The sequence below is a fragment of the Aurantimonas sp. C2-5-R2 genome, assembly GCF_036549495.1.
In the GTDB taxonomy this organism is placed as follows: domain Bacteria; phylum Pseudomonadota; class Alphaproteobacteria; order Rhizobiales; family Rhizobiaceae; genus Aurantimonas; species Aurantimonas coralicida_A.
Genome location: NZ_JAZHLJ010000004.1, coordinates 15,561 through 28,496, shown reverse-complemented (window position 1 = coordinate 28,496; position 12,936 = coordinate 15,561). Strand labels below are relative to the sequence as shown.

The window sequence follows — 12,936 nt, the reverse complement described above, 5'->3', positions numbered from 1 at the left end:
CGTCAAATATTTCCACGACTTCACCGCAGTGGCGCGCGCCCATCCAAAGGCTGCCAGAGCGACACCATGCCGTCAAGGTGGCCGACCTTGCGCAAAAGGGCGGTTTCGAGCGAGGCGACGCGAGGATCTAGGCCGAAGGCGCCGAAGAGAATCGCCCTGGCGGCGGTAAAAAGCGACGCATAGCCTTCGGTCTCGGGTTCCCGCTCGACAATTTTGAGCCCCTTCGTCACACCGCGATCATCCTCCAGCCAGCGCCGCACCTCGGCTTCGCCGCCCAGCGCATCGACCAGCTTGCGCTCGAGCCCCTGGCTGCCGGTGAAGATCGAGCCGTCGGCGAGCGCGCGCGCCTCGGACAGACTCATGTCGCGCCGTTCGGCGACCAGCGCGACGAACCATTCGTAGGTGTCCATGATCAGGCGGCGGATCATCGCCTTGGCCTCCTCCGGCGCGGGCGCGAAGGGCGAGGGCTCGGCCTTCATCGGGGAGGATTTGATCGCGTTGACCTCGACGCCGATGGTGTCGAGCAGCTTGGACGCATCGACATATTGGAAGATCACCCCGATGGAGCCGACCATGGAGGTTCGCCGGGCGACGATGTGATCGGCGCCGGAAGCGATCATGTAGCCGGCCGAGGCGGCGAGCGTTCCGACCTCGGCGGCCACCGGCTTGACGGCGGCGATGGCGCGCACCGCTTCGTAGAGCGCCTCGCCGCCCACGGTCGTTCCACCCGGCGAATCGATCCGCAGTACCACGGCCTTGACCGCGTCGTCGTCCTTGACCTTTTCGAGAAGGTCGAGAAGGTCAAGGTCTTCGGTAATCAGGCCCTCGATCGCCACTCTGGCGATCTGATCGCGCGACGAAAACGTGGCGGCGCCGTCAAAACCGGAGAAAACGGCGGCGGCGAGGGCGGCGAGCGCCACGACGACCACCGCCGCCACGCGCCAGAAGCTCAGCTTGCGGCGCAGCCGACGGCGATCGATCAGGTCCTCGGCGGTTGCGGACATGGACGGCTCCATAGGATTGCGCGTTGCGGCGAGGGTTAGCCGGAACCGCGCGTCCTGTGAAGCCACACGAAACGTTCATTCCCTCAGGTTAAGAATTTACGGCAAGTTTTTGGCTTCGACGCAAAAAGCCCGTATTGCTGTCGGATCGCCGTAAGTCTGGACAAGGCGCATCGCGGGCGTCGATGGACCGAGCCAGGACGGAGAGGACCCGATTGACGGTGGACACGAACCCAACCGGAAGGCGCGCAGCCAGGCTGACGGCCTCGCCGGCGACGCCGGCCGGGCACGGAGCGAGCATGCGGACCGCGCGGGAATTCGCGCGGGCACGACGGCACTCGCGCCTCGTTCGGGTGTTGAAGATCGGCCTGCCGGTGGCCGCGGCGCTGATCGTCGCCTTCGGGGTCGCGGTGACCTGGCTGGCCCGCAGCCTGCCGGACAACGTTTCCGTCGCCGACACCTCGATCTCTGACGGCCGGGTGGTGATGCAGGCGCCACGCATGTCGGGGCTCGACAGCAGCAATCGGCCCTACGATCTGGTCGCCGAGCGCGCCATCCAGTCACTGAACGGCGGCGGTGTCGATCTGGAAAAGGTGAAGGCCACAGTCTCCGTCGATGACGATACCACCGCCGACATCACGGCGGAATCCGGCAATTACGATCAAACCAACCAGAGATTGCAGCTCCGCGACGGGATCACCGTCGAGACGACGAGCGGCATCTCGATCAATCTGGCGGCGGCCGACATCGATCTTGGCGAAGGGACCCTCGAGGGCGAGGGACCCGTCGCGATCGATACGCCGGCCCAGACCATTCGCTCGGACACACTCACCGTATCGGAGGGAGGCAAGGTCCTTTCCTTTGGCGGGCGCGTTAAAATGGTTCTCAACCCGGGCCAATCCTCCGGTAGTCAAGAACAAGCCTCGAGAAACGAGTAAGATATGCGATCGTTAAAATTCGGCCGCGCGGTGCCCCTGTATGCCGCCCTTTTCGCTGGCCTGATCGTCGCCGCATCCGCGTCGGCGCAGCAAGGGCTCGGCGAGAGCTTCACCGGCCTCCAGATCAATGGCGACCAACCGATCTCGATCGAGTCGAACCAGCTCGACGTCGATGACAACAAGGCGGTCGCCACCTTCACCGGCAATGTCCAGGTCTCGCAGGGCGAGACGGAACTGAGGACCGGCAAGCTTGTGGTTTCCTATACCAAGGCGCAGGAGGGAGCGTCCGGCGGAAAAACGGGCACCAGCGCGCTTCCGGGCGGTTCCAGCCAGATCGAGCGCCTGGAGGCGAGCGAGAAGGTCTATGTGAAATCCGCCGATCAGGTCGCGACCGCCGAAAAGGCGACCTTCGATATGAAAAGCGAAGTGGTTGTGATGACCGGAAACGTCGTCCTGTCGCAGGGCCAGAACGTCGCCGAGGGCTGTCGGCTGACAATCCAGATGCAGACGGGTCTCGCCCGCCTCGAAAGCACGAATTGCGGTGATGGCGACAGTGGCGGCAGTGGCGGCCGGGTACGAATGATGCTGACACCGGACCAGTAGAGCAGCGATTGGTAGAGCCATTGAGGTCGAACGCGTGAAGTTTCAAACGACCGCCGAATCCGGGACGTCGGCACAGATTCGGCGCCGCTCGCCCGCCGAGGGCGACGCCGTTTCCGGTCCAGAAGGGGTGGGTCAGGATCGTCCCGACGACGCCGTCGGGACGCTCTATGCCACGGGGCTGACCAAGACCTACCGCGGCAGGCGCGTCGTCGACGACGTGCGGCTCGGCGTGCGCCGCGGCGAAGCCGTTGGCCTGCTCGGCCCGAACGGCGCCGGCAAGACGACCTGCTTCTACATGATCACCGGGCTCGTTCCCGTCGACGCCGGCCGCATCGTCCTCGACGGCCACGACATCACCAGCGTCCCGATGTATCGGCGCTCACGGCTGGGGATCGGCTATCTTCCCCAAGAGGCCTCGATCTTCCGCGGCCTGTCGGTAGAGGACAATATTCGCGCCGTTCTGGAGGTGGTCGAGCCCGATCGCGCAGTCCGCGAGCGCGAGCTCACTGCGCTGCTCGAGGAATTCAACATCAGTCATTTGCGCAAGCAGGCCTCGACCTCGCTCTCCGGCGGCGAGCGCCGACGCTGCGAGATCGCGCGCGCGCTTGCCTCCAAGCCGACCTTCATGCTGCTCGACGAACCCTTCGCCGGTGTCGACCCCATCGCCGTCTCGGACATTCAGGGGCTGGTCCGGCACCTGACCAAGCGCGGTATCGGCGTGCTGATCACCGATCACAACGTCCGCGAGACGCTGGGGCTGATCGACCGCGCCTATATCATGCACGCCGGCGCCGTCCTGACGCACGGTCGGCCTCAGGAGATCGTCGACAACGCCGATGTGCGCCGCTTCTATCTCGGCAACGAATTCAGCTTCTGAGCCGCGACAGCGCCGCCACGCGGCGATTGACAAAGAACGCGACGACCCGCTTTGATGAGGCGGCAAGGGTTGCCGCCCGTCCAGCTTTCGCGGGCAAGTGCCGGGCGGCGCGTGCGCGGTGCTGGGACATCGCGCCATGGCAGCAGCCCATACCTAGGTGAGTATATCGGCGTCTCATGGCTCTTTCCGCCAAACTGCACTTGCGGCAGACGCAATCGCTGGTGATGACGCCCCAGCTGCTGCAATCGATTCGCCTGCTCCAATACAGCCATCTCGAACTGAAAGCCTTCGTCGAGACCGAGATGGAGCGCAATCCGTTGATCGCGGAAGCCGATACGGCCGCGTCGGACGAGCCCGCGCCCGAGAGCCCGGACGGCCATCCGGCCGATACGGACAAGGCCGCCGGCGAGGATCCGGAGCATGGCGGCTTGACCGGCGCCGCGAGCGATGGCGCGGCCTTCGAGAGCGGCTTTTCAGGACGCGATGACGCCGGCGACGACAGGCCAGCGCAATCCGGCCCGAGCCTGCGCGGCGAGACGCGCCTGATCGGGACCGGTTCCGATTTCGGCATCGACGACCTGGCGGACAACCGCCCGTCCCTTCACGCCCACGCGCGCGGTGAAGTCGCCGACGCGCTGGCGCCCGGCCTGGAGCGCAAGATCGGCGAGGCGATGATCGAGCTTCTCGACGAGTGCGGCTATTTGCGGATCACCCCGGAGAGTTTCGCCGCCGATCTCGGCGTTGCGGTGACCGACGTCGAAGCGGCGCTCGTGATCCTTCAGCGCGAAGCGACGCCGCCCGGGCTGTTCGCACGCGATCTTGCCGAATGCCTGATGCTCCAGCTGCAACGCCAGGGCCGGTTCGACCCGGTCATGCGGACCGTTCTCGCCCATCTCGATCTGCTTGCCCGGCGCGACTTCGCCGCGCTTAGGCGCCTCACCGGCGAGGACGATGCCGGTCTGATGGATATCTTCGCCGAGATCCGCGGCCTCGATCCCAAGCCCGGACACGCCTTCGATCATGAGGGTTTCGAGACCCTCATTCCCGACGTCATCGTCACCGAAGCGCCGGATGGCGGCTGGCGGGTCGAACTCAACCCGGACGCGTTGCCGCGTGTGCTCGTCGACAACGCCTATCTGCGCACCGTGCGCGGCGGCTGCCTCTCGGACGACGATCGCGCCTTCATCGGCGAATGCCAGCAATCGGCCAACTGGCTGGTGCGCTCGCTCGACCAGCGGGCCAAGACGATCGTCAAGGTCGCGAGCGAGATCGTGCGCCGCCAGGACGGGTTTTTGACCCATGGAATTAAGGGGCTGAAGCCGATGACGCTGATGGCGGTCGCCGAAGCGATTGGAATGCATGAATCGACCGTCAGTCGGGTCACCGCGTCAAAATTCATCGCGACGCCACGCGGCACGTTCGAGATGCGCTTCTTCTTCACCGTGGCAATCGCCTCGGCGCATGGTGGCGATGCCCATTCGGCCGAGACGGTCAAACATCGAATCAGGGCGCTGGTCGACGCCGAAAGTCCCGGCAAGGTCATGTCCGACGACGACATTGCCGCCATCCTTCACAAGGAAGGCGTCGATCTGGCGCGGCGAACCGTCGCGAAATACCGCGAGGCGCTCGGCATTCCGTCGTCGATCCAGCGTCGGCGCGAGATGAACGCGCGGCGGCTGGCCTCTTGACGAGGGACCACGGGGTAGCGCAGACCAGAGAGATGCTCGGGCTTTTGCGGAAAGGGGGATGGGCCATGATCCCCGCGTTGACAGTCTTGGCGTTCATCCCTAGAAGGCGCCACTTCGTGAATTCGGTCGGATCCGCGCGATCCGGCACCGTCGCCGCGTGAAAATTGCGGACCAAACGGCATCCAACGCCCGCCCGGCGCGTTTCACTTGACCGGCACCAGAGGCCGAAACGGTCATCTCACAGGAGCTTTCAAGCATGAGCCTTCGTGTATCGGGAAAGCACATGGACGTCGGCGAGGCGTTCCGGACGCGGATCGAGGAACGGCTGAGCGAAGCCGTCGACAAATATTTTGACGGCAATTTCTCCGGCACCGTCGTGATCTCGAAAAACGCCGCCCGCTACTCGTCCGATTGCACCTTGCACCTCGACACCGGCGTGGTTTTCCAGGCCGCCGGTGAGGCGCACGATCCAGAGTCCAGCTTTGCCGACGCCGCCGAGCGCATCGAGAAGCGTCTCAGGCGCTACAAGCGTCGGCTCAAGGATCACCGCCCACACGTCAACGGCCGCGACATGGCCTACTCCGTCATGGCGGCGATCCCGGATGAAGAGGAAGAAATTCCCGAGGACTTCTCGCCGGCGATCATCGCCGAAACCACGCTGAAGGTCGGAACTCACTCGGTCGCCGGCGCGGTGATGGAACTCGACCGGCAGGACGGTCCGGTCGTTGTCTTCCGCAATGCCAAATCCGGGGATCTCAACATCGTCTTCCGGCGGCCCGACGGCAATTACGGCTGGGTGGATCCATCGACCTACGCTGGCGACGCTTGAGCGCCGCGCAAGGTTCAAGGCCCAGGTTGACGCGCTCCGCAGCAAGAGGCACCTCAGCGATGGATTTCGAGACGCTCATCGAACCCGCGGCGATTCTGCCCGCCTTGCGGGCCACATCGAAGAAACAGGTACTTCAGGAACTCGCCGAGAAAGCAGCGTCGCTGACGGGGCTGCCCGAGCGCGAGGTGTTCGAGACCATCCTGCAGCGCGAAAAGCTCGGCTCGACTGGCGTCGGCAACGGCATCGCCATCCCGCATGGCAAGCTTCAGGCGCTCGATCACATCGTCGGTGTTTTCGCGCGGTTGACGCGTCCGGTGGATTTCGACGCGCTCGACGACCAGCCGGTCGACCTCGTCTTCCTGCTGCTCGCGCCGGAGGGGTCGGGTGCCGACCATCTCAAGGCGCTGTCCAAGGTCGCGCGGCTATTGCGCAACCGGGATACCGTCGCCAATATCCGCGACGCTCGCGATGCCGGTTCGCTCTACGCGCTGATGACCAGCGCCTCGGCACAGAACGCCGCCTGATTTTCTCCATCTCCCACGAAAAAGGCGACCACGCCGGTCCGGCATGGTCGCCTTGGTCTGTCGTCGTGGTCGGTCGCCGTCAGTGGAGGCTGACCGTCTCCAACTCGTTTTCGTTGGCGCTCGCCAGGATGCTGCCGCGGTCGTCGGACACCGCCAGCGGCGTGCCGTCGGCCGAGAACAAGGCCCAGAGATTGAGACCGGGGCGGATCGATTGCGCGGCGGGGAATCTCGCCCGCATCTCGTCCGACGTCATCTGGCGCAGATACGCGACATGGCCCTCGCCGATGGCGGCAAGATCGGTCTCGCTGACAGTCGAAATCTGGTGTTCGGTCATGGCACCGTCTCCTTTAAAGGCTACGCGATACTCGGTCAGTCGGCGACCGCGATCTCGATCTTCTTAACGATTCGCTCAGGCTCCGGCTTTGCCAGATCGATGAACAAAAGCCCGTTCTTCAACCGCGCTCCGATGATCCGCATACCGTCCGCGAGCAGGAAGCACTTCTGGAACTGCCGCGCGGCGATGCCGCGATGCAGATATTCGCGCTCGGTCTCGTCGCTCTGGCGACCGCGGATCAAAAGCTGGTTCTCTTCGGTCGTGACCTCCAACTCCTCCGGCCTGAAACCGGCGACCGCAAGGGTAATGCGGATCAGGTCGTCGCATATCTTACCGTCCTTGCCAGGCCGGATACGTTCGATATTATAGGGCGGGTAGCCGTCGCCAGCCTTAACAATCCGCTCAAGGGTCTTTTCGACACTGTCGAAGCCAAGCAGAAGCGGGCTGGAAAACGGCGTCATACGGCTCATCGGTCTGCCAAGTCCTTCAAGAAGCGACTTTCTGGGAGATGGCCCTTTAGCGGCACCTTCTCCGGCTTTCACTTCTCCATATGGCGTCGCCTGTCCGGCCATTCAATCCATCGCGCTGGTGCCGTGGATGTCACGATACTGGCACCGTTTCCTTGCCAAACGGAAAACGGCGACCCGAGCCGGGCCGCCGTTGGCTTGTCCAGTCGAACCTGCCCGTCGGGTCAGGAGGCGGTGGTCGCGCCCGGCTTGAAGGCTAGCGCCACGCCGTTCAGGCAATGCCGCTTGCCAGTCGGCGCCGGACCATCGTCGAAGATATGGCCGAAATGCCCGCCGCAGGTGGCGCAGTGGACTTCGGTTCGCGGATAGATCAGCGCGTAGTCCGTCCTGGTGCCGATCGCCGACGCCGACAGCGGCGCCCAAAAGCTCGGCCAACCGGTCTTGGAATCATACTTGTTCGCCGAGGAATATGCCGGCGTATCGCATCCGGCGCAGGCATAGACGCCCGCCTGCTTGTTGTCGTTGAGCGGGCTGGTGAAGGGGCGCTCGGTCGATTCCTCACGTAGAACGGCAAACTGTTCCGGCGTCAGCTTGGCGCGCCACTCGTCCGGGGTCAGCGACACCGGAAACGCCGCTTCGCGGCTTTTCGCGCGCGAGCCGAAAAACAGACCGCCGCCGATGGCCGTCGCGGCCATCGCCGCCGTGCTCAGCAGAAAATTGCGTCTCATCATGATGGTCTCCCTGGTTCGACGAGGCGGCATTCGCCGTCACCTCCCCGGCCGCACGGGTAGTTGCCACGTCGCGACGCGGCAGCTGATCGTCGCGACAATAGGGGCACTGAGGCCCCCGCGCCATTCACGAAGGGCGCCGGGGCGATCACATCGGCAGGAGCGACATCAGCCCGCCGTGATCGGGACCGAGCCTTATTTCGGCATCAGCACGCTATCGATCACATGCACGACGCCGTTTGCCTGCATGACGTCGGCCTGGGTGACCGTCGCGGCATTGCCGGATTCGTCGATGACGACCAGCTTGTCGCCGTCCATCTGCAGCGTCAGCGTGCCGCCCGAAACGGTGGTGACGTTATGCTTGCCGCCATCGTCCTTGATCATCTGCATGGCCGCCTGGGACGTCGCCGCCGCCGGGACCACATGATAGGTCAGGATCTTGGTGAGCTGATCCTTGTTTTCCGGCTTCAGCAGCGTCTCGACCGTGCCGTCGGGAAGCTTCTCGAAGGCTTCGTTGGTCGGCGCGAAGACCGTGAATGGTCCCTCGCCGGCGAGCGTCTCGACGAGACCGGCGGCCTTTACCGCCGCGACCAGCGTCGTGAGATTGTCGGCGGCCGAGGCATTTTCCGGGATGGTATTGGCCGGGTCCATCGGCGCGCCGCCGACCATCGGCATGTCCTGGGCGAAGCTGGCCGAGGTGACGCCCACGGTGCCGACGGCGATGAGCGAGGCGATGGCGGTGGTGCGGATCAGAGTCTTGATCATGTTGGAAGTCTCCCTGTTTCGTTGGTGAAACGTTCCGTCCCGACTTGGGAGGATGCGGGAGATACGAAGCCGGCCGCAACCGGCTTCACTTTTCGCGATCACGTAATCGTCAGGAGGGAAGGAGGCTGAGCATCCGACACGGGCCCGCGCTTGGTGAAGCTCGCCGCACACGCCCGCGCGCCCCGGCGGACATATCAGCCGGTATCCTATCGGGCTTTTTCTGGCCCAATCCTATTCGGGGACAGCCACGCCCGTGCCACCCAGTTCGGCTGGGAAGTCCTTCAACTTGGGCAAGCCGTCCTTCATTGGCAGGACCGTCTCGGAATAGTTCACGTGGACGCCGGGGACAAAAGCGACGCTCGGGATCGTCGCGGCATAGACATCGGTCAAGCCAAAGGTCGGATGGTCGGTCATGATATGGCCGCCGCATTTCGTGCAGAATTGACGGTCGCTTTTCTCCGTCTTCTGAAACCGGCCGATAAACTCTGCCCCCTTCGTGACGCTCACATTTTCCGGCTTCCACAAGGTGAATGCGTTAACCGGTCCAGCAGACCATGACCGGCAGGACCCGCAATGGCAGTAACCCATGGCCTCCGGCTCGCCTTTCACTTCTATTTCCACGGCGCCACAGAAACATATCCCTTTGTGTCGTTCGGGCATATCGATCCCCTTTGTGGTATGGACGCCGCGCTCGTTCTAGAAGGTCGCCAGCTTACTCCTTTCCCGCAACTTGAAAAGGCGGCGGACGTTTGCGCGCCGTACCATTCAACCGGATGACCGGCACCCGACCTCAATCATCCACGCTCCCGCGCATCCGCTTGGTCTGGGAACGGCCCTTCTTGGCTTTCAGCCGGCGCTCGATCGAGCCTTTGGTCGGCCTGGTCTTGCGGCGCGGCGGCGGCGGCGGCTTCAGCGCCTCACGGACGAGCTCGGCCAGCCGCTCCCTGGCGTCCTCGCGGTTGCGCTCCTGACTGCGAAAGCGCGAGGCCTCGATGAGGACATTCCCATCCTTGGTCGCCCGCTGACCGGCCAGCCGCAGCAGCCGGCGATGCGCATCGGGATGCAGCGCAGTGGACTGACTCCCGAGGAACCGGAGCTGCACCGCCGTCGAGACCTTGTTGACGTTCTGGCCGCCCGGGCCGCCGGCGCGGATGAATTGCTCCTCGAGATCGGCGTCGGGAATCGTCACCCGATCGTTGATCTTGAGATCGTTCTCCCCCGCCATTTGCCTCGCCCTTCGCTTGCCGCCCGGCTTCCCTTGCGATCCCGGTTCGGCCTGATCGCACTATAGAGGGTCTTCGGTGATCGCAACGCGCCCGCCTCACGCCGCGCCTATCGGCAAACGAAAAGGCCCGCAGCCGGGGCCGCGAGCCTTTGCTCGAACGAACGGTCTTTGCGTGGCGGGGCTATTCGGCCGCCATCGCCTGGGCCGGCGCGGCCTCGAGCACGTCGGCATCGACGTGGCTCTCGAATTTCGCGAAGTTGTTGCGGAACATTTCGACCAGCTTTCTCGCCTGGGCGTCGTAGGCCGCCGTATCGGCCCAGGTCGAGCGCGGGTCCAGGATGGCGCTGTCGACGCCCTCCACCGCGACCGGCACCTGGAAGCCGAAATTCGGATCGGTGCGGAACTCGGCGTCCTTCAGCGAGCCGTCGAGCGCGGCGGCGAGAAGCTTGCGAGTCGCCTTGATCGGCATGCGATGGCCGGTGCCGTAGGCGCCGCCGGTCCAGCCGGTGTTGACCAGCCAGCAATCGACGTCGTGGCGACCGATCAGATCGCGCAGGAGATTGCCGTATTCCGAGGGGTGACGCGGCATGAACGGTGCGCCGAAGCAGGTCGAGAAGGTCGCCTCGGGCTCGGTCACGCCCTTTTCCGTTCCGGCGACCTTCGCGGTGTAGCCGGACAGGAAGTGGTACATGGCCTCGGCCGGGGTCAGCCGGGCGATCGGCGGCATCACGCCGAACGCGTCGGCGGTCAGCATGATGATGTTCTTCGGATGGCCGTCGCGGCCGGTCTCGCTCGCATTGGGAATGAAGTGCAGCGGATAGGCGGCGCGGGCGTTCTCGGTGAGCGAACCGTCGTCGAAGTCGGGCACCCGGTCGGCATCGAGCACGACGTTCTCCAGCACCGTGCCGAAGCGGCGGGTGGTCGCGAAGATTTCGGGTTCGGCCTCGGCCGACAGGCGGATCGTCTTGGCGTAGCAGCCACCCTCGAAATTGAAGATGCCATCCTCGCCCCACCCGTGCTCGTCGTCGCCGAGCAGGGTGCGGTGCGGGTCGGCCGACAGGGTCGTCTTGCCGGTGCCGGACAGGCCGAAGAAGACCGCCGCGTCGCCGTCCGGACCGACATTGGCCGAACAATGCATCGGCATGACGCCGCGCTCCGGCAGGAGGAAATTGAGTGCCGAGAACACCGACTTCTTCATCTCGCCGGCATAGGAACTGCCGCCGACCAGGACGATCTTGCGCGTCATGTCGACGGCGATCACCGTCTCGGAGCGGCAGCCGTGACGCTCCGGATCGGCCTTGAACGACGGCAGGTCGATGATCGTCATCTCCGGCACGAAGTCCTTCAGTTGATCCTCGGTCGGGCGGATCAAAAGCGTGCGGATGAACAAGGAGTGCCAGGCGTATTCGGTGACGACGCGCACGCGGATCGCATTGGCCGGATCGGCGCCGCCGATCAGATCCTGCACGAACAGATCACGGCCTTTCGCGGCGGCCTTGAAATCGTCGTAGAGCCGCTCGAAAACCTCGGGCTCCATCGCCGCGTTGTTGTCCCACCAGACCACGGGATCGGTGGTGTCGTCGCGGACGAGGAATTTATCCTTCGGCGATCGACCCGTGTGCTTGCCGGTGACGGCGGCAAAAGCACCGTGCGCCGTCAACTGTCCCTCGCCCCGCCTGACGGCGGTCTCCACCAGTTCCGCTTCCTTGAGGTTCCACCGTACCGAGGACAGATCCGACAATCCCGTCGTCTCGATCCCGCTATTGGCGTTGCGCGTGCCGATCTCGTCCACCCGTCATCTCCCATGCCGTGCGGCCGCTCCTCAGCAAGCGGTCTCGCAATAGACCTGCTTGATACTGCCCGAGGGCCTGCCGATCAACCCGATTCATCCGGGAATGCTTAATCGAAACAGGATGTTAATCGATTTAGACTGGCGATGGATCATTCTAATCGGTTCGATCCGCTCTACAAATCGTTTGATATGTCGGCGATTTTTTTCGCACGATGCTCCGCAACGCGGGCGCGGCCTTTCGACTTTAGCGCCCGCGGCTTTGTAATTTTGTCATTCCGCCACATTTACCGCAGATGGGCGATACTATCGCGCCAACAGCGGGGAGGTCCGGATCGACCGGCCTTCTCCCAGAAGGGACAGGCCTGCCGCCGGACAAAAGACCGTCGGCAACCGGCGAGACAGCTGGGCGCTTCAAACGACAGCGATGTCGCGTGGAGGGTGGAAAATGGAGAGTACCGCAATGCCTACGATCGCCCTGGTCGACGACGACAGGAATATTCTCGCGTCGGTTTCCATCGCCCTTGAGAATGAGGGCTACCGGGTCGAGACCTACACCGACGGGGCGTCCGCCCTCGAAGGTCTGCAGTCGCGCCCACCCAATCTTGCGATCTTCGATATCAAGATGCCGCGCATGGACGGCATGGAACTGCTCAGGCGCCTGCGGCAGAAGTCCGATCTGCCAGTGATCTTCCTGACGTCGAAGGACGAGGAGATCGATGAGCTCTTCGGCTTGAAAATGGGCGCCGACGACTACATCCGCAAACCGTTTTCGCAGCGGCTTCTGGTCGAGCGGGTGCGGGCGCTGCTGCGGCGTGGGGCGGCGCGTGAGGGCGTCGCCAAGACCGGCGTGCCGACGCCTGAATCCTCGCTCGAGCGCGGCCAGCTGGTCATGGACCAGGAACGGCACACCTGCACCTGGATGGGCCAGCCGGTCACCCTGACGGTGACCGAGTTCCTGATCCTCCACTCGCTCGCCCAGCGGCCGGGCGTGGTGAAGAGCCGCGATGCCCTGATGGACGCGGCCTATGACGAGCAGGTCTATGTGGACGATCGCACGATCGACAGTCACATCAAGCGGCTTCGCAAGAAGTTCAAGGTGATCGACGACGATTTCGACATGATCGAGACCCTCTACGGCGTCGGCTATCGTTTCCGCGAAGCTTGA

At 64.2% G+C, this 12,936-nt stretch carries 15 protein-coding genes; 7 read left to right on the top strand and 8 right to left on the bottom strand.

The window, feature by feature from the left end; genetic code table 11:
• Window positions 1–20: 20 nt before the first annotated feature.
• On the bottom strand, window positions 21–1,004 hold the full coding sequence (sppA, locus tag VQ044_RS02970; RefSeq protein ID WP_327645165.1) for a signal peptide peptidase SppA: 984 nt from the start codon (window positions 1,002–1,004) through the stop codon (window positions 21–23).
• 296 nt (window positions 1,005–1,300) lie between these two features.
• Here sppA and lptC point away from each other — a divergent pair, with 296 nt between their 5' ends.
• From lptC to ptsN, 6 genes are all read left to right on the top strand, one after another.
• Window positions 1,301–1,939 (top strand): LPS export ABC transporter periplasmic protein LptC, encoded by a 639-nt coding sequence (lptC, locus tag VQ044_RS02965; protein WP_327645164.1) that lies wholly within the window; start codon window positions 1,301–1,303, stop codon window positions 1,937–1,939.
• 3 nt (window positions 1,940–1,942) lie between these two features.
• Window positions 1,943–2,542 carry a lipopolysaccharide transport periplasmic protein LptA gene (gene lptA / locus VQ044_RS02960; RefSeq protein WP_327645163.1) on the top strand — a complete coding sequence of 200 codons (600 nt, stop codon included), beginning with the start codon at window positions 1,943–1,945 and terminating at the stop codon, window positions 2,540–2,542.
• A 127-nt stretch (window positions 2,543–2,669) separates the two neighbouring features.
• Window positions 2,670–3,419: an LPS export ABC transporter ATP-binding protein gene (gene lptB / locus VQ044_RS02955; protein ID WP_327623651.1), complete on the top strand. Its 750-nt coding sequence runs from the start codon at window positions 2,670–2,672 to the stop codon at window positions 3,417–3,419.
• A 176-nt stretch (window positions 3,420–3,595) separates the two neighbouring features.
• Window positions 3,596–5,107, top strand: coding sequence for an RNA polymerase factor sigma-54 (gene rpoN, locus VQ044_RS02950; RefSeq protein WP_327645162.1), 1,512 nt, complete (start codon window positions 3,596–3,598; stop codon window positions 5,105–5,107).
• 256 nt (window positions 5,108–5,363) lie between these two features.
• Window positions 5,364–5,936: a ribosome hibernation-promoting factor, HPF/YfiA family gene (gene hpf, locus VQ044_RS02945; RefSeq protein ID WP_327645160.1), complete on the top strand. Its 573-nt coding sequence runs from the start codon at window positions 5,364–5,366 to the stop codon at window positions 5,934–5,936.
• A 59-nt stretch (window positions 5,937–5,995) separates the two neighbouring features.
• Window positions 5,996–6,460, top strand: a complete 465-nt coding sequence (ptsN, locus tag VQ044_RS02940; RefSeq protein WP_327623610.1) for a PTS IIA-like nitrogen regulatory protein PtsN — start codon at window positions 5,996–5,998, stop codon at window positions 6,458–6,460.
• A 79-nt stretch (window positions 6,461–6,539) separates the two neighbouring features.
• Here the strand turns inward: ptsN and VQ044_RS02935 are convergent, their stop codons facing one another.
• The 7 genes from VQ044_RS02935 to VQ044_RS02905 form a co-directional block, all read right to left on the bottom strand.
• Window positions 6,540–6,794 (bottom strand): DUF1150 domain-containing protein, encoded by a 255-nt coding sequence (locus tag VQ044_RS02935; RefSeq protein ID WP_327623609.1) that lies wholly within the window; start codon window positions 6,792–6,794, stop codon window positions 6,540–6,542.
• Between the two features lie 35 nt (window positions 6,795–6,829).
• On the bottom strand, window positions 6,830–7,264 hold the full coding sequence (locus VQ044_RS02930) for an Hsp20 family protein (RefSeq protein ID WP_327645159.1): 435 nt from the start codon (window positions 7,262–7,264) through the stop codon (window positions 6,830–6,832).
• 221 nt (window positions 7,265–7,485) lie between these two features.
• A complete protein-coding gene (gene msrB / locus VQ044_RS02925) occupies window positions 7,486–7,992 on the bottom strand; it encodes a peptide-methionine (R)-S-oxide reductase MsrB (protein WP_327623607.1) in 507 nt (168 codons plus the stop codon).
• 192 nt (window positions 7,993–8,184) lie between these two features.
• On the bottom strand, window positions 8,185–8,754 hold the full coding sequence (locus VQ044_RS02920) for a fasciclin domain-containing protein (protein WP_327645158.1): 570 nt from the start codon (window positions 8,752–8,754) through the stop codon (window positions 8,185–8,187).
• Between the two features lie 231 nt (window positions 8,755–8,985).
• Window positions 8,986–9,414, bottom strand: coding sequence for a GFA family protein (locus VQ044_RS02915; protein ID WP_327645157.1), 429 nt, complete (start codon window positions 9,412–9,414; stop codon window positions 8,986–8,988).
• A 130-nt stretch (window positions 9,415–9,544) separates the two neighbouring features.
• Window positions 9,545–9,979, bottom strand: coding sequence for an alternative ribosome rescue aminoacyl-tRNA hydrolase ArfB (gene arfB / locus VQ044_RS02910; protein ID WP_327645156.1), 435 nt, complete (start codon window positions 9,977–9,979; stop codon window positions 9,545–9,547).
• 181 nt (window positions 9,980–10,160) lie between these two features.
• The gene (locus VQ044_RS02905) at window positions 10,161–11,771 is read right to left on the bottom strand and encodes a phosphoenolpyruvate carboxykinase (protein WP_327623604.1); all 1,611 of its coding nucleotides are present in this window, start codon (window positions 11,769–11,771) and stop codon (window positions 10,161–10,163) included.
• A gap of 460 nt (window positions 11,772–12,231) precedes the next feature.
• Here VQ044_RS02905 and VQ044_RS02900 point away from each other — a divergent pair, with 460 nt between their 5' ends.
• A complete protein-coding gene (locus tag VQ044_RS02900) occupies window positions 12,232–12,936 on the top strand; it encodes a response regulator transcription factor (RefSeq protein ID WP_327623603.1) in 705 nt (234 codons plus the stop codon).